The 21,089-nt window shown below is 47.9% G+C and carries 13 protein-coding genes; 5 read left to right on the forward strand and 8 right to left on the reverse strand.

Translation table 11 applies throughout. From position 1 onward, the window contains the following. Positions 1-8 precede the first annotated feature (8 nt). Entirely contained in the window at positions 9-3,503 is a 3,495-nt protein-coding gene (locus AELLOGFF_RS15210) for a PAS-domain containing protein (protein ID WP_159269786.1), read from the reverse strand. A 268-nt stretch (positions 3,504-3,771) separates the two neighbouring features. Between AELLOGFF_RS15210 and rapA the strand changes: the two genes are divergently transcribed. Together rapA and AELLOGFF_RS15220 are read left to right on the forward strand one after the other, a co-directional pair. Continuing rightward, positions 3,772-6,666 (forward strand): RNA polymerase-associated protein RapA, encoded by a 2,895-nt coding sequence (gene rapA / locus AELLOGFF_RS15215; RefSeq protein WP_159269787.1) that lies wholly within the window; start codon positions 3,772-3,774, stop codon positions 6,664-6,666. A 17-nt stretch (positions 6,667-6,683) separates the two neighbouring features. Beyond that, on the forward strand, positions 6,684-6,968 hold the full coding sequence (locus tag AELLOGFF_RS15220; protein ID WP_159269788.1) for a hypothetical protein: 285 nt from the start codon (positions 6,684-6,686) through the stop codon (positions 6,966-6,968). 132 nt (positions 6,969-7,100) lie between these two features. On the opposite strand, the gene ilvN is transcribed toward AELLOGFF_RS15220, so the two are convergent. Then, positions 7,101-7,592: an acetolactate synthase small subunit gene (gene ilvN / locus AELLOGFF_RS15225; protein ID WP_159269789.1), complete on the reverse strand. Its 492-nt coding sequence runs from the start codon at positions 7,590-7,592 to the stop codon at positions 7,101-7,103. Further along, the gene (locus AELLOGFF_RS15230) at positions 7,592-9,340 is read right to left on the reverse strand and encodes an acetolactate synthase 3 large subunit (RefSeq protein ID WP_159269790.1); all 1,749 of its coding nucleotides are present in this window, start codon (positions 9,338-9,340) and stop codon (positions 7,592-7,594) included. The genes ilvN and AELLOGFF_RS15230 overlap by 1 nt, the downstream gene beginning before the upstream one ends. Before the next feature lie 566 nt (positions 9,341-9,906). Between AELLOGFF_RS15230 and AELLOGFF_RS15235 the strand changes: the two genes are divergently transcribed. Continuing rightward, on the forward strand, positions 9,907-10,365 hold the full coding sequence (locus AELLOGFF_RS15235) for a DUF4124 domain-containing protein (RefSeq protein WP_159269791.1): 459 nt from the start codon (positions 9,907-9,909) through the stop codon (positions 10,363-10,365). Positions 10,366-10,435: 70 nt separating this feature from the next. Here the strand turns inward: AELLOGFF_RS15235 and clpB are convergent, their stop codons facing one another. The 3 genes from clpB to rluD all read right to left on the reverse strand — a co-directional run bounded on the left by clpB (position 10,436) and on the right by rluD (position 14,918). Further along, positions 10,436-13,024: an ATP-dependent chaperone ClpB gene (gene clpB / locus AELLOGFF_RS15240; RefSeq protein ID WP_159269792.1), complete on the reverse strand. Its 2,589-nt coding sequence runs from the start codon at positions 13,022-13,024 to the stop codon at positions 10,436-10,438. Between the two features lie 121 nt (positions 13,025-13,145). Next, entirely contained in the window at positions 13,146-13,922 is a 777-nt protein-coding gene (gene pgeF / locus AELLOGFF_RS15245; protein WP_159269793.1) for a peptidoglycan editing factor PgeF, read from the reverse strand. A 39-nt stretch (positions 13,923-13,961) separates the two neighbouring features. After that, positions 13,962-14,918 carry a 23S rRNA pseudouridine(1911/1915/1917) synthase RluD gene (gene rluD, locus AELLOGFF_RS15250; RefSeq protein WP_159269794.1) on the reverse strand — a complete coding sequence of 319 codons (957 nt, stop codon included), beginning with the start codon at positions 14,916-14,918 and terminating at the stop codon, positions 13,962-13,964. A 97-nt stretch (positions 14,919-15,015) separates the two neighbouring features. Here rluD and AELLOGFF_RS15255 point away from each other — a divergent pair, with 97 nt between their 5' ends. Next, positions 15,016-15,882 carry an outer membrane protein assembly factor BamD gene (locus AELLOGFF_RS15255; protein ID WP_159269795.1) on the forward strand — a complete coding sequence of 289 codons (867 nt, stop codon included), beginning with the start codon at positions 15,016-15,018 and terminating at the stop codon, positions 15,880-15,882. Positions 15,883-15,952: 70 nt separating this feature from the next. On the opposite strand, the gene AELLOGFF_RS15260 is transcribed toward AELLOGFF_RS15255, so the two are convergent. Both AELLOGFF_RS15260 and AELLOGFF_RS15265 read right to left on the reverse strand, forming a co-directional pair. Continuing rightward, positions 15,953-17,563, reverse strand: a complete 1,611-nt coding sequence (locus AELLOGFF_RS15260; protein WP_159269796.1) for a glycerol-3-phosphate dehydrogenase/oxidase — start codon at positions 17,561-17,563, stop codon at positions 15,953-15,955. A 158-nt stretch (positions 17,564-17,721) separates the two neighbouring features. After that, positions 17,722-19,350 carry an NAD+ synthase gene (locus AELLOGFF_RS15265; RefSeq protein ID WP_159269797.1) on the reverse strand — a complete coding sequence of 543 codons (1,629 nt, stop codon included), beginning with the start codon at positions 19,348-19,350 and terminating at the stop codon, positions 17,722-17,724. A 147-nt stretch (positions 19,351-19,497) separates the two neighbouring features. Between AELLOGFF_RS15265 and AELLOGFF_RS15270 the strand changes: the two genes are divergently transcribed. Then, positions 19,498-21,084, forward strand: coding sequence for a sensor histidine kinase (locus AELLOGFF_RS15270; RefSeq protein ID WP_159269798.1), 1,587 nt, complete (start codon positions 19,498-19,500; stop codon positions 21,082-21,084). Positions 21,085-21,089 lie beyond the last annotated feature (5 nt).

Here is a 21,089-nt window from a genome sequence, read left to right on the forward strand (position 1 = left end):
AGCCCTTTTTAACGTTGTAACAATTGCCGCATAACCCCTCTTAACGCGGCGGGCTTAACTGGCTTTGACATAAACCTATATCCAGCACACTCAACCTTAGCACGTACATCAGGGCTATTATCGGCACTGATTATTACCGCCGGCAAGCAAGTATCCCAGCGGTAATTCAGGGCCTGAATAAGGTCTAAACCCGTTTCATTATTATCTAAATGAAAATCCGCCAACACAATATCCGGTGCGGTTTCTAAACGCCACTGGCCAAGTACTTCACCAAGGTTTGCGCCAGTATAAACTCGGCATCCCCATTGGCTGAGCAGCGCTTGCATTCCCGCTCTAATACCCACTTCATTATCTATGCAGAGAACACTAACCCCTTTCAATTCCGACTCTAAACCCGATGAGATTGAGGTAAGCTGACGTATTCGCTGCTGCCCCGCAGGCACACTAATAGAAAATACACTTCCTCGCCCTTCAACGGAGCTCAAGGTGACTTTGTGCCCAAGCAGCCCACTAATCCGCTGAACAATAGACAAACCTAAACCAAGCCCCTGCTCAGACTCGCGGCGAGACACACTATGAGAGCGTTCAAATTCATCAAACACACGCTGCTGATCTTGTACAGATATACCGAGGCCGGTATCCCAAACTTGAATTAAAATACTATCGCCACGCCGTCGGCTAGCAAGTAGCACACCACCCGAGCGGGTGTATTGAAGGGCATTAGAAAGAAAGTTTTGAATCACCCGGCGCAGTAGCTTCTGGTCGCTGTATACCCAACAATCTGAAGCGCGATAACGTAATTTCAAGCCATTGTTTTTAGCAAACAGGGCGCACTCGCGCGCGAGGGGTTCAAGTATGTCCCGCAGACAAAAATCACTGCGCTTCAGCTCAACATTTCCCGAGTCCAGACGAGCCACTTCGCGCAGCGAGGTAATTAAATTTTCTGCACCCGTTAGGGCAGAATCTATATGCTCGACCGCTGACGAAAATTCAGTTCCTTTGGTTTCATGCGTTAACGCCGCGGTAAACAAACGCGCCGCACTGATAGGCTGTAATAAATCATGGCTTGCTGCGGCAAGAAAACGACTCTTACTGGCATAAACCGTATTTAATTCCCGCTCTATTTTCGCTCGAGCTTGGTTTTCATTTGCTAAAGAATCGTTTGCAGCAGCCAAGGCCGATGTTCGTTCAACAACGCGTTGCTCAAGATCATATTTTGCCTTATCCAACTCATCAAATACTCGCCGATACTCACTAATATCTGTATAAGTGGTAACGTAACCGCCTCGCGCCATGGGCGTTCCACAAATTTCAATAACCAGACCGTTGGGCAGCGATCGTTCAATTCGATAGGGCTTGCCATCACTTAGCAAAGCTAAACGCCGTGAAATTGCGCCATCGACATCGCTATCCGCATTCTGCAAATAACCCCGCTCAGCGTTAAATTGATACACTTTAGCAATAGGGCAGCCAACGTAGAGTAAACGTTCTGGAAAGCCGAACAATTCAATATAGCGATTATTCCAGGCAACTAAATCCAAATTAGCGTCAACCACGCTAATCCCTTGAGGAATTGTCTCTAGGGTAACTTGCAGCAAATCTTGACCAAACTGTAACTGCTTAGACGTATCGCCAATCAACAACACAAACTCATCTAGTGCTAAAGGCTTTTTGCGCTGCAATAAATCTAAGGTTCGATGTGCAGAAACCGCTCCAACTATTGCAGCCAATGCCGCCTCCACCTCTTTCACGACAAACCTAGGTACTAAATCATTAGGTAATAAGCGCTGTCCCACTCGCTGCTCAAACCGCTGCCATAACTGGCGGCTGCGCTCAGACCCCAGCAACGGCGTCAGCATTCGCTGCAACTGCCACCCTTCCACCTTCGTAAGCTCAAAATCGGCCTTCTTATAACCAGTACCTAAGCGTAATTGCGTAAACGCCCGCGCTTGACGTAACTCTATAGCGCGAAACCGACTAAACACAGACACGAGCACCAAGCTCAGGCAATTAAGCACCAAACTCCAAAAGACGCCATGACTTAAGGGATCCAAGAAGTTAACACCGAACAACGCATCAGGTATTAACCACCATTGGTCAAATAAGCCCTGCACAAGCAAAGGGTGATTTGTATCCAATAATGCAGGTAAAAGCAGGCAATAACACCACAGGAGACCGCCAGAAAATAACCCTGCTATCACGCCTCGGGAGTGTGCTCTAGGCCAATACAATGCGGCAAGAATCGCAGGAAGTAATTGCGCGGCGGCAGCAAAAGACAACAAACCTATCGATGCCAAACCACTACGATGTGATAACTGCTGCTCAACCAACCAAGCAGCCAAAAGAACCGCAGCAATCGCGCCGCGCCTAGCTAACTGCAACCAGCGCGCATTAATACTGTGAGCACGGTTAAAATACTGCCATAGTGGTACCATCCACTCATTACAAATCATGACCGATAGCGTGACACACGCCACAATCACCATCCCCGTCGCCGCCGACAAGCCACCCATCAAGGCAACAATTGCTAAGCTAGTACTTCCTGCCGCGAGGGGTGCAGACACCACCGCCATATCAGCACTACCGCCAGCTAAGGATAGCCCATCACCTAAGAGAGATTGCCCCAATACCGCCACAGGCCCTATCAAGAGGCAAAACAAAACCAAGTAAATCGGAAATATCCATCGCGCGCTACGCATGTCACGACGACTATGACTCTCTACTACCATGACATGAAACTGCCTTGGTAAGCACACGATTGCAGCCCCAGCCAATAGCAATTGAGTGACGAAATTAACCGGTTCAGGCAAGGTAGTTAACTTGCCATAATTAATATCAAAACCACGCTCAGAGGCGCTCGACAGAACGCTTAATGCAAACAAGCCTACAGCCAAAAATGCGGTCAACTTAACCACCGACTCCACAGCAATCGCAGCCATTAAACCTCGATGGCGGTGCCGTTTATCAACAACTCGTGTGCCAAAAACAACGGTAAATACCACTAAGATTAATGCTGCAATAAAACTAGTGCTACTATGGTTTGATACCTCGCTAGATTGCCAAATATGCTGCACCGTTATCCAAGCTTGGGTCACCGCTTTAAGCTGTAAAGCGATGTATGGCAAGCTACCCGCCACGGCTATTAGAGTTACCAAGGCAGCAAGGAACTGATGTTTACCATAGCGTGAGCCAATAAAATCAGCGATTGATGTCACCCGATTCCGAGTACTCACTACAGACAAGCGTCGAATAAACGGCCACGCAAACAGAAATAGTAATACCGGCCCCAGATATATAGGGACAAAAGACCAGCCATCCTCAACCGCCTGGCCAATCGCACCAAAAAATGTCCATGAACTGCAATATACCGCTAGAGATAAACTATATATAAAGGCTCGCAATCTTGCAGGCCGGTGAGCGTGTCGATCAGCCCACCATGCAATTAGAAATAAGCAGCCGACGTATACAAACGCCAATAATACAATCCATTGATTTGTCAGCACCCAACCTCACCACACCGATCATCGGCAATCGCTAAATGAATAATCACAGTCTAGCGTAAGACCTAACTCATAATACCTCGACAATAGTCTATATTTTCAACCGTAAGATTTGTGTCATAAAAAAGAAAGTAAGTTGATGACGGGCAGATTTACGGTATTAAACCTTTCACTTCGCTTCGGTGATGCGTAACATTCGCACTCCGGAAATTAGGGTAGGCACCATCCGCCCTATGAGCCTACTCAATACACCGAGCCATACCCATACTTTATGTCTACTATTTTTATCGCCGGCCAACGCTGGATCAGCAACCCAGAACCCGACCTAGGTCTGGGTATCATTCTTGAAGCCGAAAATCGTCGCGTCGTCATCGCCTTTCCCGCTGCCGAAGAAGAACGAACCTATGCAGCGGCGGCAGCGCCTTTATCGCGGGTTTTATTTCAGGTTGGCGATAATATCGACGTCCCCAACCAAGGCCCTCTAACCGTTACTGAACAACAAGAACACAACGGCTGCATTGTCTATTTTGCCGAAGATGAAAATGGCGACGTACACCCTGTTCCGGAGCAAATCCTGAGCGCCAACATCAAGCTCAGCAATGCCAAAGAGCGCTTATTAGCAGGCCAAGTGGAGCACCATCGCCGCTTTGCTTTAAGAGCAGCTACTCTAGAACAACAAAACACCAGCCAAGCCGCCAGTACCCGCGGCTTATTGGGTCCACGAGTACAATTACTTCCGCATCAAATGTACATTGCCGCCGAAGTCGCCAGCCGACCCACGCCTCGTGTTTTACTTGCCGACGAAGTGGGCTTGGGTAAAACCATAGAAGCCGGCCTGATCATTCACCAGCTATTACTTCTCGAACGCGCAAAACGAGTATTAATCGTCGTTCCCGACAGCCTGGTTCACCAATGGCTGGTAGAAATGCTGCGCCGCTTCAACCTCAAGTTCAGTATTTTTAATGAAGCTCGCTGCCAGCTAATAGACAAATACGAAGACGACCCAAGCAGTATATTTTTTGACGAAGAAGCGTCTAAAGAACAAGAAGAAAACCCGTTTGAAGACGCACAACTTGTCATATGCCCCCTCAGTTGGATAAGTTCGCATGAACGTCGACAGCAGCAATTGTGCGATGCCGGCTGGGATATGCTTGTTGTTGACGAAGCTCATCACCTGCACTGGCACGAAGATGGCGACGCCTCGCCGGAATACAAATTGGTTGAGCGATTAAGTGCAGAAATTGCCTCGGTATTACTCCTAACCGCCACCCCCGAAAATGCCGGTATTGACGGCCATTTTGCTCGCCTCCGTTTACTGGACCCTGTTCGCTATCCAGATTTAGCCGCCTTTTTAGAAGAGCAAAGCCATTACGAAGAAATCAGTGAGCTCATTCAGGGCTTAAGTGATTCACCTGACACCTCGCTTAGCGACGTTGATTTTTGCCAGCGTTTAGAGACACTACTTGGCAAAGCGCAATTCAGCGCGCTACAAAAAAACCCAAGCCCAGAACAGCTAGACAAAACCATCCGCGACCTGCTGGATCGTTTTGGAACCGGTCGTATGTTATTCCGCAACACCCGCGCATCAGTCGGTGGCTTCCCTGAGCGTATACTGCACGAGCACCCCCTAACCGTACCAAGTGGATACGAGCAAGCGTGTACCACCGCCACGATAGAAGAAACCTTACACCCAGAGCAATTATTGGGTGCCGCATGGTTAAAAGCAGACCCAAGGGTTTCCTGGGTCGAGAAATTTTTACTACAAAACCCCGATGATAAAGTCTTATTAATTGCAGCGGATTCAAGCGCAGCCCGCGACCTTGAATTACACCTGAGACTGCGGCGCGGTATCGCCAGCGCGGTATTCCACGAAGAACTCAGTCTAATTGAACGCGACCGGGCCGCCGCTTATTTTGCTGACTCGGAAGACGGTGCCCAGTTATTAATTTGCTCTGAAATTGGTAGCGAAGGCCGTAATTTTCAGTTTGCCCAGCACTTAATCCTATTCGACCTTCCGCTAAACCCCGATCTGCTAGAGCAGCGCATTGGCCGCCTAGATCGTATTGGTCAACTTGGCGACGTCAACCTGCATGTACCGTACTACGCAGGCAGCGCCCAAGAGAAATTGCTGAGCTGGTATCGCGACGCTGTGAATATATTCAAACAGCCTTGCACTGTCGGCAATGCGCTTATGCTGGAATTTGGTGACGATTTACACAGCGCCTTAACAAAAGGCGACAACAACCCTATTAACGATGTCATTGCACTTGCCGCCGACAAAGCAATTGAGTTACAAGAAAACCTGCGCAAGGGTCGCAACCGTTTACTGGAACTAAACTCCTGCCAGCCTCAGCGCGCTGCAGAATTAATTAGTGCATTAGAAACTGAACAACGCAGTGATACTTTAGCCGAATACGTTGAAATGCTGGCCGAACAATTTGGCCTAGAGCATGAAGACCACAGCGATAACGCCGTGATTCTGCGCCCTGGTGATCATATGATTACCGAAGCCTTCCCGCATTTACCCGACGATGGCATCACCGGCACATTCGACCGCGACCGCGCCCTCAGCCGCGAAGACATGGCGTATTTTAGCTGGGAGCACCCACTGGTTAGTGGCGCAATGGACTTGGTGATGTCTAGTGATTTCGGCAGTGCGAGTATTTGCACCATCTCCGTAAAAGCACTCAAGCCCGGCACCCTGCTATTGGAATCATTTTTCAGCCCTACATTACAAGCCCCTGCATGGCTGCAGCTGCAGGGATATTTACCAGCTCAAAGCTTTAGGCTCGTTACCGATCAACAAAATCGCAATTTATCTAATGCCGTTGCCCACAGTAAATTAAATCAGTTGGCACAGGGTGTTAAGAAAACCCTTATGCCAGTATTGCTCAGAGAAGTCCGCACCAGTATTACGGCCATGATTCCCCACATAGAAACCCTTGCCGAAGACACAACAAAAGCATGGGTGAAAACAGCCACAGAAAACTATAAAACTGATCGTGATAATGAGCGTGAGCGCCTGCAATCATTAATGAGCCGCAACCCCCATGTCGCCCCTCAAGAACTTGAGGCGTTTGACAGGGAAACAACACTCGGCATGACGGCCCTACAATCACTGCAACTGAATATGTCAGCATTGCGCCTGGCCATTGTTAGCCAATAATCTGGCCGGAGAAAATCATGTATTTATTTTCAGTAAATGCCACCGCAAAAAAGACTCAAGGTGAATTCACCGAAGGTGAGCAAGCACCTTTTATTGTTTATATCGATTTTAAAGATATGTTTGGCGCCGAAAAGCTGGCCCAGCTTTTTGTGATGGCGGAAGGTTTTCGGGATGTCCAAATTGAAAAGCGCAAGCTAATCGAAAATGCCCAAATACCTAACAATCCTGCTTTAGCAAAAGACCCGCAAATTTTAGAAGCCTTAACCAAAGGCTACTGTGTGCAGGCGTTTAGCGCGCACTAAGTGGTGTCATACACATAAACGTGTAGCGTTAATTGCCTTACTTTTTGCTCCCATTGATGTGCCCATTATAATTCGCACCACACAGCCATAAAAAAGGCGCCGTAAAGGCGCCTTATAACATCATTTTCAAGACTACAAACTCAGAATTTTCTCACCCCGAGCAATACCTGAAACACCACTGCGAACTACTTCCATAATTGCCGCTTCGCCAACCGCTTCAAGGAAAGAATCGAGCTTATCCGCCGCTCCCGTTACTTGGATGGTATACACACTGGGGCCAACATCAACAATCTGACCACGGAAGATATCAGTACAGCGCTTAATTTCAGCGCGCTGGGCACCCGTTGCACGCACTTTTACCAACATCAACTCGCGCTCGATATGCGAGCCCTCGGACAAATCCACCAATTTAACAACATCAATTAATCGATTTAGATGCTTGGTAATCTGTTCGATTTTGTGATCATCACCCGCCGTTGTCAGCGTTAAGCGTGACAGTGTTGGGTCTTCTGTGGGCGCAACATTAAGAGTCTCAATGTTATATCCACGCTGTGAGAATAAACCAACAACCCGCGACAGCGCACCCGGCTCATTTTCCATCAATACCGAAATAATATGCCGCATTAGGTACGCTCCGTCTTACTCAACCACATATCACGCATAGATCCATTTGGCGCGATATGCATAGGGTAAACATGCTCATGTGGATCGACATGAATATCCATAAATACCAGATCATTTTTACGAGCAAAGGCTTCTTTCATTGCCTCTTCTAAATCACTTAGCTGCGTCACTTTAATCCCAACGTGACCATAAGCCTCCGTTAACTTTTTAAAGTCAGGCAATGAATTCTCGTAAACGCTCTCAGAATAACGCCCCTCATACTGCATGTCTTGCCACTGCTTAACCATGCCGAGATAACCGTTATACAAACTGATAATTTTCACAGGGATATTATATTGCGCACAGGTAGACAGCTCTTGAATATTCATTTGAATACTGCCCTCCCCTGTTACACAAGCCACATCGGCATCTGGAAATGCCAATTTAGCGCCCATAGCTGCTGGCAAGCCAAACCCCATGGTGCCAAGACCACCCGAATTCAACCATCTCCGCGGTTCGTCAAACTTATAATACTGGGCAGCAAACATCTGGTGCTGCCCAACATCTGAGCTGACATAAGCTTTCCCTTGCGTCACCTTACATAACGTTTCAATAACCTGCTGGGGCTTTATGTAAGGTGTGGAAATATCATAGCGCGGCTTAACCCATAAACCATGGGTATCACGCCACTCATCAATTTGATTCCACCAATGGGTTAATGAGTCTTTGTCTGGCAGGCTTGCATCTGCCTGACGCATTTCGTGAATCACCGCCAACAAATCCGTCAACACGGAATCGACCGGCCCAACTATGGGCACGTCTGCTGCAATCGTTTTAGAGATGGCCGCGGGATCGATATCGATATGAACAATTTTGGCACCAGGGCAAAACTTACCAGTGGTGTTGGTAACACGGTCGTCAAATCGTGCACCTACCGCTAAAATCACATCGCTGTGATGCATGGCATTATTGGCTTCATAAAAGCCATGCATGCCTAGCATTCCAAGAAACTGACGATCACTGGCAGGATAAGCACCCAAGCCCATTAAGGTATGGGTAACGGGAAAATTAAGCTCACGGGCCAGTACTCGCAACTGCTCAGAGGCATTCCCCTGAACCACACCACCACCGGCATAAATAACTGGGCGTTTGGCACCCAAAAGTAAACTTGCCGCCTTTTTAATCTGACCAGAGTGACCACGAGTAGCCGGCGTATAAGAGCGCAACTTCACTTTTTTAGGGTAGTTATACTCAAATTTATCATGCGGATTGGTCAGGTCTTTTGGCAAATCAATAACAACCGGACCGGGGCGTCCACTAGACGCAATATAGAACGCTTTTTTGACAATCTCGGGAATATCCTCACTGCGAGTCACCTGAAAACTGTGTTTTACAATAGGCCGAGAAATACCCAGCATATCGGTTTCTTGAAACGCATCTTCGCCAATCAGGTGACTCATAACCTGACCCGACAAAACCACCATAGGAATGGAATCCATATAAGCCGTTGCAATACCCGTAATGGCATTGGTCGCCCCTGGACCGGACGTGACGAGCACCACACCGGGCTTACCCGTTGCGCGTGCGTAACCATCTGCAGCATGTGTAGCCGCCTGCTCGTGGCGCACTAAAATATGGGGGACTTTGCAGCTTTTAAACAAAGCATCGTAAATATGCAGTACTGCACCACCGGGATAACCGAAGATGAATTCTACACCCTCGTCTTCCATGGCACGCGCGAGCATTTCGCCGCCAGATAACAACTCCACTGAAATATCCTCGATTCAGTTTGAATACGTAAAAACTTGTCATAGCGCTGCAGAGGATAATCCTCAGCAAAAAGTATGGAACAAGAACAATAGGTGTCGAAACACATTACCATCGGTTCTCAGCCGACACGGCTGAAATCCGAGCGAAACGCCAAAAAGTTGCTATGCAACGCTTGTATGCATCGCGGGATAACGCGACGCGGGCAATCTCGCAACACAGGTCATGTGTCTGCAGAGTGAATGGAACTACATGGTAGTAGCAGTACAACACGATGAGTCGTACTCTGTACTTTGGTTGCAGGTAAGCAACGCGAGAAACAGCCATCTGATACCGTAAACGGTAGACCGCGTATTTTTTAACCTATGAGGTCTTATGTCAATACCAACAGCCACTTAATTTGTATAAAGCGCCTCACTTAGGCTGGTTTACCCGCTTATTGCCACAACCCCAGCATCACAAACTCATTAACAGGAATATCCGCTTATTTTGAATGCCGACCTTTTTGTTCACCCAGACAATAATCTGCCATAATCAAATCAATCAATCGCAACGGTAATTGTTCACCATGAAAAATTTCGCCCTAACAATTGCGCTCTGCGCCAGTATTTCCGTCATTAGCCACAATACTTACGCAGATAAAATGGGCTATTACCGCTGGACCGACAACGAAGGTAAACAACATTTTACCCAGCAACCCCCCTTGGGTCGCCGGTACGAATTCATAGAAACACGCAGTGGCGCAAGTATTAGTAGCGGTGGTAGTGACGACTTTACCGAAGTAAGGGAGGAGGTAGAGGAGGAGCCCGACGCGGAACTAGACAATGTTCCAGACAAAATGGAGATCCTCCCACCTAAAGACCCCGCTTTATGCAAAAAAGCGCAAGAAAATCTGAGGTCGCTGACCGCGAACGGCGCAAGAATCCGAATTACTAATCCCGATGGCAGTACACGCATGCTGAATGCCGAAGAAATCAAACAGCAGGAAAACCGCGCGCAAAGCATCATTAAATTACACTGTAATTAACACACCCCAACATGGATCGCGACCACGAGATAGCCGCTGACAAGACACCACGTCTACCAGCGGCAATACATTACTCGGCGGCTGACGCCTTGAACACGATTTGGTCTCCATCAATGGTTGCGTGAATAACCTCACCAGCAACAAACTCACCCTTCAATAAGCTTTGCGCCATGGGGTTTTCAAACTTTTGCTGAATAGCCCGTTTTAAGGGTCTCGCGCCATAGACCGGATCAAAGCCAATATCCGCCAAACGATTTAAAGCCTCCTCGCTGACCTCCAAGCGCAGCTCTCGCTCAGCCAAACGACTATTTAGTATGTCTAACTGAATACCCGCAATGGCCTGTACTTGCACGCGATCTAAAGGCTCGAAGACCACCAACTCATCAACCCGGTTAATAAACTCCGGCCGGAAATGTCCCGACACCACACTGAGCACGGCATCGCGAATATCGGGATAATCACTCCCCGCTACCGTCATTTCCTGAATCACTTCAGAACCAAGATTAGAGGTCATCACTATAACCGTGTTTCGGAAATCTACGGTGCGCCCCTGACCATCGGTTAGCCGCCCATCATCCAATACTTGTAATAAAATATTGAACACATCGGGGTGGGCTTTTTCTACCTCGTCTAATAGTAGTAACGAGTAAGGACGACGGCGTACCGCTTCCGTTAAATAGCCGCCCTCTTCGTAACCGACATAGCCGGGAGGAGCACCAATGAGCCGCGCTACTGAATGTTTCTCCATAAACTCCGACATATCAATACGCACCATCGCGTCTTCACTGTCATACAAAAACATTGCCAAGGCTTTACACAACTCTGTTTTACCTACCCCAGTTGGCCCCAAAAACAAGAAAGAACCATTGGGCCGATTAGGATCACTTAAGCCCGCGCGCGAACGTCGCACCGCATTTGACACCGCATCTACGGCCTCACTTTGGCCAATAACGCGTCGATGCAGCTCGTCTTCCATACGCAGTAACTTGTCGCGCTCACCCTCTAACATCTTACTAATGGGGATTCCCGTCCAGCGCGACACCACTTCGGCAACTTCTTCTTCCGTTACCTTGTTGCGCAGCAACTGCATTTCACCGTGATCAACAGAATCAGCATCAATTAGTTGTTTTTCCAAATTTGGAATAACACCGTATTGCAACTCGGACATGCGGGTGAGGTCGCCGGCGCGACGAGCACTATCCATGTCTAATTTGGCTTTTTCGAGGTCAACCTTGATTTGCGCAGAACCTTGCAGAGCGGCTTTTTCCCCCTTCCAAATTTCCTCAAGGTTTGCAAACTCTTTGCCTATTTTATCGATGTCCACATTCAACTTTTCAAGTTGCTTACGGGCACCATCATCATCTTCTTTTTTTACCGCTTCGCGCTGTATTTTCAACTGAATCAAACGCCGCTCAAGCCTATCCATCACTTCGGGCTTGGAGTCAATTTCCATACGGATACGGCTAGCCGCTTCATCAATTAAATCTATTGCCTTGTCTGGCAGCTGACGATCAGTAATGTAACGTTGCGACAGCTTCGTTGCGGCAATAATTGCCGAGTCAGTAATATCAACGCTGTGGTGCACCTCGTAGCGCTCTTTTAAACCACGTAATATCGCAATGGTATCTTCCTCGGAGGGCTCTTCTACTAACACCTTTTGAAAGCGACGCTCTAAGGCTGCATCTTTCTCTATAGACTGACGATATTCATTTAAGGTGGTTGCGCCCACACAATGTAGCTCGCCACGAGCCAGAGCAGGCTTTAACATATTACCCGCATCCATTGCGCCGTCTGCTTTACCAGCTCCCACCATGGTATGCAGCTCATCAATGAATAAAATGACACGGCCTTCTTCTTTGCCAAGTTCATTCAAAACGGCTTTTAAACGCTCTTCAAAATCACCCCGGAATTTAGCTCCGGCCAATAAAGCCGCCAAATCAAGAGAGAGAACCCGCTTACCTTTTAAGCCATCGGGGACTTCGCCATTGACGATACGCTGAGCCAGGCCTTCGACAATCGCTGTCTTACCCACCCCCGGCTCACCAATGAGTACAGGATTATTTTTGGTTCTTCGCTGCAAAACTTGAATTGTGCGGCGAATCTCATCATCACGACCAATTACTGGGTCTAATTTACCCGATGCGGCTCTCTCGGTAAGATCAATGGTGTATTTATCCAACGCCTGCCTAGACTCTTCTGCCGAGGCATCGTTAACAGCTTGTCCGCCGCGTACTTTATCAATAGCGGCTTCCAAAGCAGGCTTTGTGACGCCACTATCGATGAGCAATTTCGCTGTGTCTCCACCTATCTCTAGCATCGCCAACAGCACTAGCTCGCTGGAGATATAACTATCTTGGCGCTGTTGAGAAAGCTTATCGCAAATATTAAAAACCCGCGCCAAGGTTTGCGACACATGGACATCACCATTAGCGCCTTGCACCGTTGGCAAACGTTTTAACTCAGCGGCAATTTTCTGTTCTAGGGCCGGCATATTGCCACCCGATTGAGTCAGCAACGGCTTTGCACTACCACCCTGTTGCTTTAACAGAGCAGACAGTAAATGTACTGCTTCAATATATTGATGATCACTGCCTATCGCCATCGACTGCGAATCGGCCAGAGCACTTTGTAGGGAATTTGTAAATCGATCTGCACGCATATCAGCTCTCCAAAATATCAATGAAATAGCGATGCGACGCGTCGCCTTTCTTAATCAATAAATGGGGGGCGAGTGAAATAATTTCAAGTGATTACAACTAAGGGGATACCGCTATGGCAATTCAACGGCGATAAATAAGGCTTGCCTGCCGACCGGTTTTACCGTCGCGGCGGTAGGAGTAGAAACGCTCAGCTTCTTGGTAAGTACATGATGTTGTACCCCCTACCCACGCCAAACCAAGACCTTGAAGTTGGTAGTGAGCAAGCGCCCTAAGGTCAGCGTAAAAATAGCCAGAACGTTCAACAGAAGGCTTAAAAGCACTATCGATCTGTTCCTTTGTAACGCTGCCAAATCCATCTAGAAACGCCTGATATACTTCAGGACCGACTTCAAAATGGGCTTGAGAAATAGCCGGCCCCGTCCACGCCATGAGCTGTTGTGGTGAACAACCAAATGCATCCACGGTATTTTTCAACATACCATTACATAAACCACGCCAGCCGGCATGCGCAGCCGCAACCTCACCGCCGTCTACACGACAAAACAATACCGGCAGACAATCTGCCGTTAATACCGCGCAAGCCAGACCTGTTTCTGCGGTAATACTTGCATCCGCCACCGTCGGATTAATCGGTGAAAACGGTAATTTACAAACATCGACCCCATGCACTTGCTGGAGCCAAGCAATAGAACTCAAGCCATCGCATGTCGCAAGAAGCGCTTTTCGATTTTTTTCCACACTAGCTGGGGAATCATCAACATGATCGCCCAGATTGAATTGCGAATATTCACTGACACTTGCGCCCGAAAAATTGGCCACCCCACAACGCGTCGTAGCAAGAGCGACGATATTATCCGGTGCTGGCCAATTAGGGGCTAATAGACGTTCATCTACCATAAACTACCTGTGGGGGTCGATGACATTAAGCTGCGTTGCTCAACGTACATCCTCAGTGGATAAAACAGCTAATAAGGCCTTCATATCATCGGGTAATGGCACCTCCCACGACATGGTATCGCCGCTAATGGGGTGCTCCAATTCCAACTTTCTAGCGTGCAAGGCCTGACGCCCAAAGCCTCGTAGCGTCGTGATCAGTAATTCACTTGCTCCTTTTGGCAATCGCGGCCGTCCTGCATAGAGAGGGTCACCCAATAAGGGGTACTTTATATGTGCCATATGCACCCGAATTTGATGGGTGCGGCCCGTTTCTAAGAAGCAGCGAATATGGGTGTGAGTCAAGAAACGACGTGTAACCCGATAATGCGTTACCGCCTCTTTGCCACCAACCTGCGATACTGCCATTTTCGTTCGCTGACGAGGATGACGCCCCATAGGCTCATCCACCGTGCCACCACCGGTCATAGTGCCAAACACCACGGCATCGTATTCACGATGCACTTCTCGCGCCTGCAGTTGTGAAACAAGGCTGGTATGGGCTTCCAGTGTTTTGGCAACGACCATTAAACCCGTGGTGTCGCGGTCAAGACGATGAACAATACCAGCGCGAGGGACCTTATCAATATCAGGGTAATGATTTAATAACGCGTTTAACAAAGTGCCATCGGGGTTACCTGCCCCGGGGTGAACAACGAGCCCCGCCGGCTTATTAATGACGATGACATCATCATCCTCATAGACAATCTCTAATGCGATATCCTCACCCACAGAGCGTACTTCCACCTGCAGTTCCGCTTGCAAATGGAGTATTTCACCATCGATAACCTTATCGCGTGTACGTCTAATACACCCATTTACGGTGAGCTCTCCACCTTTAATCCACGTTTGTAGTCTTGAACGAGAATATTCAGGGAACAACTGTGCCGCCACCTGGTCAAACCGCTCGTTACTGTGGGCCTCGGGGACAATTTCTTGTCTATCAATAATCTCGGTCATATGTGATTCTTTATACCATCTTCGCGCTGTGTTTAAATAGCAGGCCCTCGCTATGGCAAGGGGTCGTCGGGGATGTTCCGCTATTTGGAAAAATTACATGAAAGCTGTCGTAAAAGTCTTTGCATTACTGTTTATCACCGTTTTGGTTGTCGGTTGCGCCGGCAAACCTGAGCGCCCAGAACTATCAGAACGTGAAATATATGAAGCGGCGCAAGGCTACCTGAAAAGCAAGAACTTTGCATTGGCTGCCGATAACTTGCAGCTGCTGGAAAGCCGCTATCCGTTTGGCCCCTACGCCGAACAAGCACAGTTAGAAATCATCTATGCTCACTACCGCCGTGGTGACAATGAAACCGCTGTAGCCGCTGCAGATCGCTTTATTCGCTTGCACCCTCGGCATCAAAAAGTCGATTATGCCTACTATATGCGCGGTCTTGCGAATTATACCGATGGCGAAGGCTTCTTGGAGCGTTTTATTCCCACCGATATGACTCAGCGGGATCCTGGGTCAACCATACAGTCTTTTGATGATTTCAGACAACTGCTGCAACGCTTTCCAGATAGTGAATACGCTGACGATGCCAAAGCCCGCATGATTCAGTTGCGCAACCGTCTAGCTCGCTACGAAATTAACGTAGCTAACTACTATTTCAAGCGTAAGGCCTACCTAGCTGCTGCCAACCGGGGTCGCTATGTAATTGAAAATTTACCACAAACTCCCGCCGTGCCTGACGCCCTTGCGGTAATGACGCAAGCTTATCTTCTTTTAGGAATGGAAGATTTAGCAGAGCAATCATTAACGGTAATGCGCAAAAACTACCCCGACCATCCATCGCTAGACGAAAAGGGTAATTTTATTAGTCAAGTGGGTATGGATCAGGAAGGTTCAATTATCAATAAAGCCACACTAGGTTTATTTGATCGCTACGAACCACCTAAGTTTGATAATCGAGTCAACGAATAAATTACCGCCTAAATCTCAAAAGGCAGCGCAATGCTGCCTTTTTTATTAAGCAAAATTCTTCACACCTTCTTTAGCTTGCTGCCGTTGCCTCAATATATTCCTGTAACTTTGCCTCAGCCTCGTCACCAAATAAAATCTGACAAGCCTCCTTTAGCCCCGGCGCATTGATAATATCTTCGCGTCGAACCACTAAAGCGATTTTAGAACGACGTCGCAAAAAGTCTTCCAATTTTGTGATCATTTCACGCCGTGCCGCATGTTCAATTTCACAACGCAAATATTCAGAATTCTCTATTAACAGCTCAGCGCAGGAAGGGTCTTCGCGGATCATTTCTAACATTTCAATCGCACTGCGGCCATAGCGCCGCCACAGCCGTTGACTCAAGGGCTCCGAAGACGACCTATCCGTCATTTCATCTAGCCCCATCAGGATAGCCTGATGCATAAACTCTTCTTTAACACTGTTACCAGGTTCACCATACCAACGCTTTGTGGCGTACGGCACGGCAACCCCTAACTTAGCAACAATATCTGAGACCTCATCACCCACATTGAGGCAGTCCGTCAACTTACCCCCAAAAATACTTAAATGCTTATTATTGTTGTCTACATCAATGGCATGTTTACGCGACAATTTTACCCAATCAGCAACCCCATCCTGCCCCTTTAAGGCTAACGGCCTTACCCCGCAGCGCTCAGCAATGACGTCGTCTACAGTGAGCGGCCGCTTTAATTTCAAAAGCGCATTAACATTATCAAGAACAAACTGACGATCGGCAGGGAGCACCTCAACTTCTGGGCTACCTTCCTGGGTATCCGTGGTACCGATACACGTCTTTGGGCCCATAGGGATGACAAAGAATAAGCGCCCATCACTGGCAAAAAACGTCAATATACGTTGTGTTTCGGTAATGCGATCAACAATTAAATGAATGCCTTTTGAAAACAAATGGCGGTGCTCTGTGTGTTGCCCAGTTAACTGATTATGATCATCAACATAGGGCCCACAGGCATTAATTAATACACGGCTGCGCAGCGAAAACGTCTCACCGCTTATAGTGTCTTTTAATTGCGTGTGCCACAAACCACCTTTGCGCTGGGCGCCTATTGACTCGACATAATTTGCAGCAATACCGCCATAATTTAAGCTGGTACGAATAAAGTTAAAAACAAAACGGGCGTCATTGTCATAGAGGTAGCAATCAGAATACTCAAATCCACCTACAGCACTGGAGGTATCAATAACGCCATCTCGCTTGCTGAGGCCTGCCGGACTTAAATACTTTGGCGCGCGTGTCACAAAGCGGCCAATAATCCAATATAAAATCGTTCCCAGGTAAACAATAAAAGCGGGAAACCGAAACCCTTTTTGAATAGTGGTTAAAAAGCGTATCTCTTTAACTGTGGAGGGGTAGCTACGCATTAAGTGATTGCGACTACGACAAAGCTTATCTACCAAGAAATACTCGTGATTTTCTAGATACTTAATACCGCCCCAGGCTAGGTTGGACGAATTAGAGCTGGTTAAGCCCGCAAAATCATCTTTATCGACCAAGGCAACCTTGACACCTTTAGCCGCCAGTGACGCCGCCGATACAGCCCCGTTTATTCCACCGCCCAAAATGAGTACGTCAAAATAGCCATCGCGCAGCTTATCTACATTGCTTGCCCGTAATTCCATTGCGACCCCGAGGTTTTGATCAAAATTTGTGTAAATACCAGTAGTGCGTCGGCCACAAAAGCCAACGCCTCACAACATCCAACAAGAAATGTATCTAGGTCATGACGACTAACAATAAATCGGGCGCAGCTTTTAACGCCCCGAGGCAAAAGCCTTGTTTAATCGCCAATAAGCCATTTCTGGGTAATGGGGTAACGACGGTCACGGCCAAAGCCGCGCTCTGTAATCCGTGTGCCTATTGGTGCCTGACGACGCTTATATTCGTTTAAATCTACCAGCCGCAAAATACGGTATACCATCTCTCGATCATATCCGGCAGCAATAATTGTTTCGGCACTCTCGTCACATTCAATATAACGCTCCAAGACCTGATCTAAAATATCATATGGCGGTAAACTATCTTGATCCTTCTGATCTGGCGCTAGCTCAGCAGACGGAGGCCGATCAATTACGCGCTGCGGTATAACCGGCGACACGGTGTTGCGATATCTCGCCAACTCGAACACGCGCATTTTCGACACGTCCTTTAATACGTCAAATCCGCCGGCCATATCACCATACAAAGTTGAGTAGCCCACGGCCACCTCACTTTTATTACCAGTGGTGAGTACCAAATAACCCTTTTTATTTGATATCGCCATAAGCAATACGCCACGGCATCGCGCTTGCAGATTCTCTTCGGTCTTATCTGCAGACATCCCCTCAAATTCATCGCTAAGGGCCACCATGAAGCTGTCGTACATAGCTTCAATCGACATCACCTTGTAACTTACCCCCTGCACATTGGCCTGGGATTGGGCGTCCTCCATACTCATGGAAGCGGTATAGCGAAACGGCATCATTACCGCTTCTACTCGCTCGGCGCCCAACGCATCTACCGCCACGGCAAGTGTTAACGCAGAATCAATTCCGCCAGACAAACCAAGCACAACACCCTTAAAACCATTTTTATTGACGTAATCACGCACGCCCAACACCAAGGTCTCATAGATATCTTCTAGCACTGGGCGGAGATCGCTTACCTCTCCGTCATCAAAACGCAAACGACGGCCATCCCAACTGGCATTCACACAGCTAATGTATTCAACATAGGCAGGACTGCGGGCTATTAACTCCCCCTCAGCCGACACGGCCATCGAGGCACCATCAAAAACCAGCTCATCTTGACCGCCAACTAAATTACAATACACAACCGGCATCCCACCCTGCCAAGCTCTTTGCGCCAGCAGGGCCTCACGCTCAATTTGTTTGCCGGCATGAAATGGCGAAGCGCTAAGGTTAAGCATCAGCTGCGCCCCTTCGGCTTTAGCACCTGCCGTTGGGGCATCTTCCCAGACGTCTTCGCAAATACTAATTGCCGTTGGCACTCCGAAAATATCCATCACTAAAGTATGGCGACCTTCTTTGAAATAACGTTTCTCGTCAAAAACACGGTAGTTAGGCAAACATTGCTTATGGTATTCATTCACCAACTTGCCGCCGAAAAACACACCCGCCGCATTAAATAAATCATTATCGATTGAGCGTGGATAGCCCACAATCACATAACAATTAGGCGCCTGACTGGCAATGCGTTGCAGCGCACGTTCAACTCGATGTGTAAGGCTGGAACGCAGTAATAAGTCTTCTGGCGGGTAGCCTGTAACGACTAGCTCAGGAAATAAAATTACTTGAGGGTCATGGCGAGACACCGCCGTCTCTATTGTGGCAATAATTTTATTTGTATTGCCTTCAATGTCGCCGACGATAGGGTTTATCTGAGCCATTACAATGCGCAGGGAAGTCATTAATGCAGTTCCGCCAATAAAAACGAGGCCATTCTCGGTTATCCGAGTTCAGCAAATGGATATTGCGCATTATTCTATCAAAGAAGCGGGAGTGCATCCCCCACTATGGACGTATAAACTAGTGAATAACCAACATCAGGGCACGATATGGCTTTTGCGCAAGATTTCCCTCAACAACGCGCCATTATGCGAGTGTATAGCGCATACCGCATAATTTTGGCGGGCATGATACTGATTGCCCTGTTATTTGGCCCGGCAACGTCGACTCTCGGGTCCACAGCCCCTATCTGGTTTGCCATTGCGGTTATTGGCTACACACTTTTTGCGCTACTCACTGTATTGATCCACACCGTACTGAGCACGAAATATACCCAAACCCAGTTATTCTTCGAGTTCTTTGTGGATATCGGCGTCATTATGATAATGAGCTACTGCTCAGGCAGCGCTGACTCAGGCCTGCCTCTGCTACTCATCGTCACCATCAGTGCGGCCAGCATTATTATGCCCGGTCAGTTATGTATGGCCATTGCCGCTCTGGCAACGATCTCAGTCATTGGCGAAGTTGCCAGCCACATGCTAACCGAAACCGTCAGTGCACAGCGCTTTATCGTCGCTGGCATGACCGGTACAGCGTATTTCTCTACCGCCATCGCCATCCGCTACTTAAGTAGCCGCATCGTAAAAACACAGCAATTAGCAGAGCGACGAGGCACTGATATAGAACAGCTGTCACGTATTAACCAACGCATTGTTCAACGTATGCAAACCGGCATTGTGGTGATGAGCCAATCAGGGAAAATAAAACTAATTAATGCAGCGGCTACCGAGCTCCTCGACATTCCCACACCGGTAACCGACGATAATCACTATGTACCCCCTGTACTTATCGATATGGCCCGCAAGGATAGCAACAGCGCCAAAGTCATCACCATTGGTTCAAAGCATCTAGATATTCACGTAAATATGAGTATTTTAGAACAAGATAACGATAGTGATCGCTTACTGTATATTGAGAACATTAGTAAAATTAATCACCGTGCACAAAACCTGAAACTTGCATCTTTAGGCCGACTTACGGCAAGCATCGCCCATGAAATTCGTAACCCACTCAGCGCAATAAGCCACGCCGCACAATTATTAGCCGAAAGCCCCGATCTACAAGCGGGTGACCAACGCTTCGCAGCCATCATTCAAAACCACGCCTTGCGAATGAACAACACCATTAAAAACATTTTGGAATTGTCACGAGGCCGTACCCCAGAGCCCACACGATTTTGCTTAAGCACGTGGTTAGACCAATTTTTAGAGGATTGGCAGCCAACAAGCCACATCCCCTTAGATATAAAAATACAACCAAGCCAAAACGACTTCATCAATGTTGATCGCAGCCAACTTAGCCAAATTGTTTCAAATATTGCTGAAAATGGTGTCCGCCATGGCGCCGAAATCAACGACAAAGCTTTATTACTATTCCGCTGTGAAACCAACCCCGTTTCCGGCGTGGTCACCCTAGACATTATCGACAACGGTTTGGGCATAAGCGCCGATAATCAAGACAAGATCTTTGAACCTTTCTTCACAACTCAAAAACAAGGTAATGGCTTAGGGCTTTATCTATGCCGAGAACTTTGCCTAGCAAACCAAATACATATTTATTATCGCCGTACCAGTGATGGTAAGAGCTGCTTCCGTTTACAATTCTCTCATCCTGACCGCGGCACCTTGGCAGAATAAACCCT

The sequence above is a fragment of the Zhongshania aliphaticivorans genome (assembly GCF_902705875.1).
GTDB lineage: Bacteria > Pseudomonadota > Gammaproteobacteria > Pseudomonadales > Spongiibacteraceae > Spongiibacter > Spongiibacter aliphaticivorans_A.

Excerpts from the sequence above, each read along its gene's own strand:
- AELLOGFF_RS15235 (WP_159269791.1), top strand. The coding sequence starts at position 9,907 with ATGAAAAATTTCGCCCTAACAATTGCGCTCTGCGCCAGTATTTCCGTC.
- AELLOGFF_RS15265 (WP_159269797.1), bottom strand. The coding sequence starts at position 19,350 with ATGACTTCCCTGCGCATTGTAATGGCTCAGATAAACCCTATCGTCGGC.
- rluD (WP_159269794.1), bottom strand. The coding sequence starts at position 14,918 with ATGACCGAGATTATTGATAGACAAGAAATTGTCCCCGAGGCCCACAGT.
- AELLOGFF_RS15260 (WP_159269796.1), bottom strand. The coding sequence starts at position 17,563 with ATGGAATTACGGGCAAGCAATGTAGATAAGCTGCGCGATGGCTATTTT.
- AELLOGFF_RS15220 (WP_159269788.1), top strand. The coding sequence starts at position 6,684 with ATGTATTTATTTTCAGTAAATGCCACCGCAAAAAAGACTCAAGGTGAA.
- AELLOGFF_RS15255 (WP_159269795.1), top strand. The coding sequence starts at position 15,016 with ATGAAAGCTGTCGTAAAAGTCTTTGCATTACTGTTTATCACCGTTTTG.
- ilvN (WP_159269789.1), bottom strand. The coding sequence starts at position 7,592 with ATGCGGCATATTATTTCGGTATTGATGGAAAATGAGCCGGGTGCGCTG.
- clpB (WP_159269792.1), bottom strand. The coding sequence starts at position 13,024 with ATGCGTGCAGATCGATTTACAAATTCCCTACAAAGTGCTCTGGCCGAT.
- pgeF (WP_159269793.1), bottom strand. The coding sequence starts at position 13,922 with ATGGTAGATGAACGTCTATTAGCCCCTAATTGGCCAGCACCGGATAAT.
- rapA (WP_159269787.1), top strand. The coding sequence starts at position 3,772 with ATGTCTACTATTTTTATCGCCGGCCAACGCTGGATCAGCAACCCAGAA.
- AELLOGFF_RS15270 (WP_159269798.1), top strand. The coding sequence starts at position 19,498 with ATGGCTTTTGCGCAAGATTTCCCTCAACAACGCGCCATTATGCGAGTG.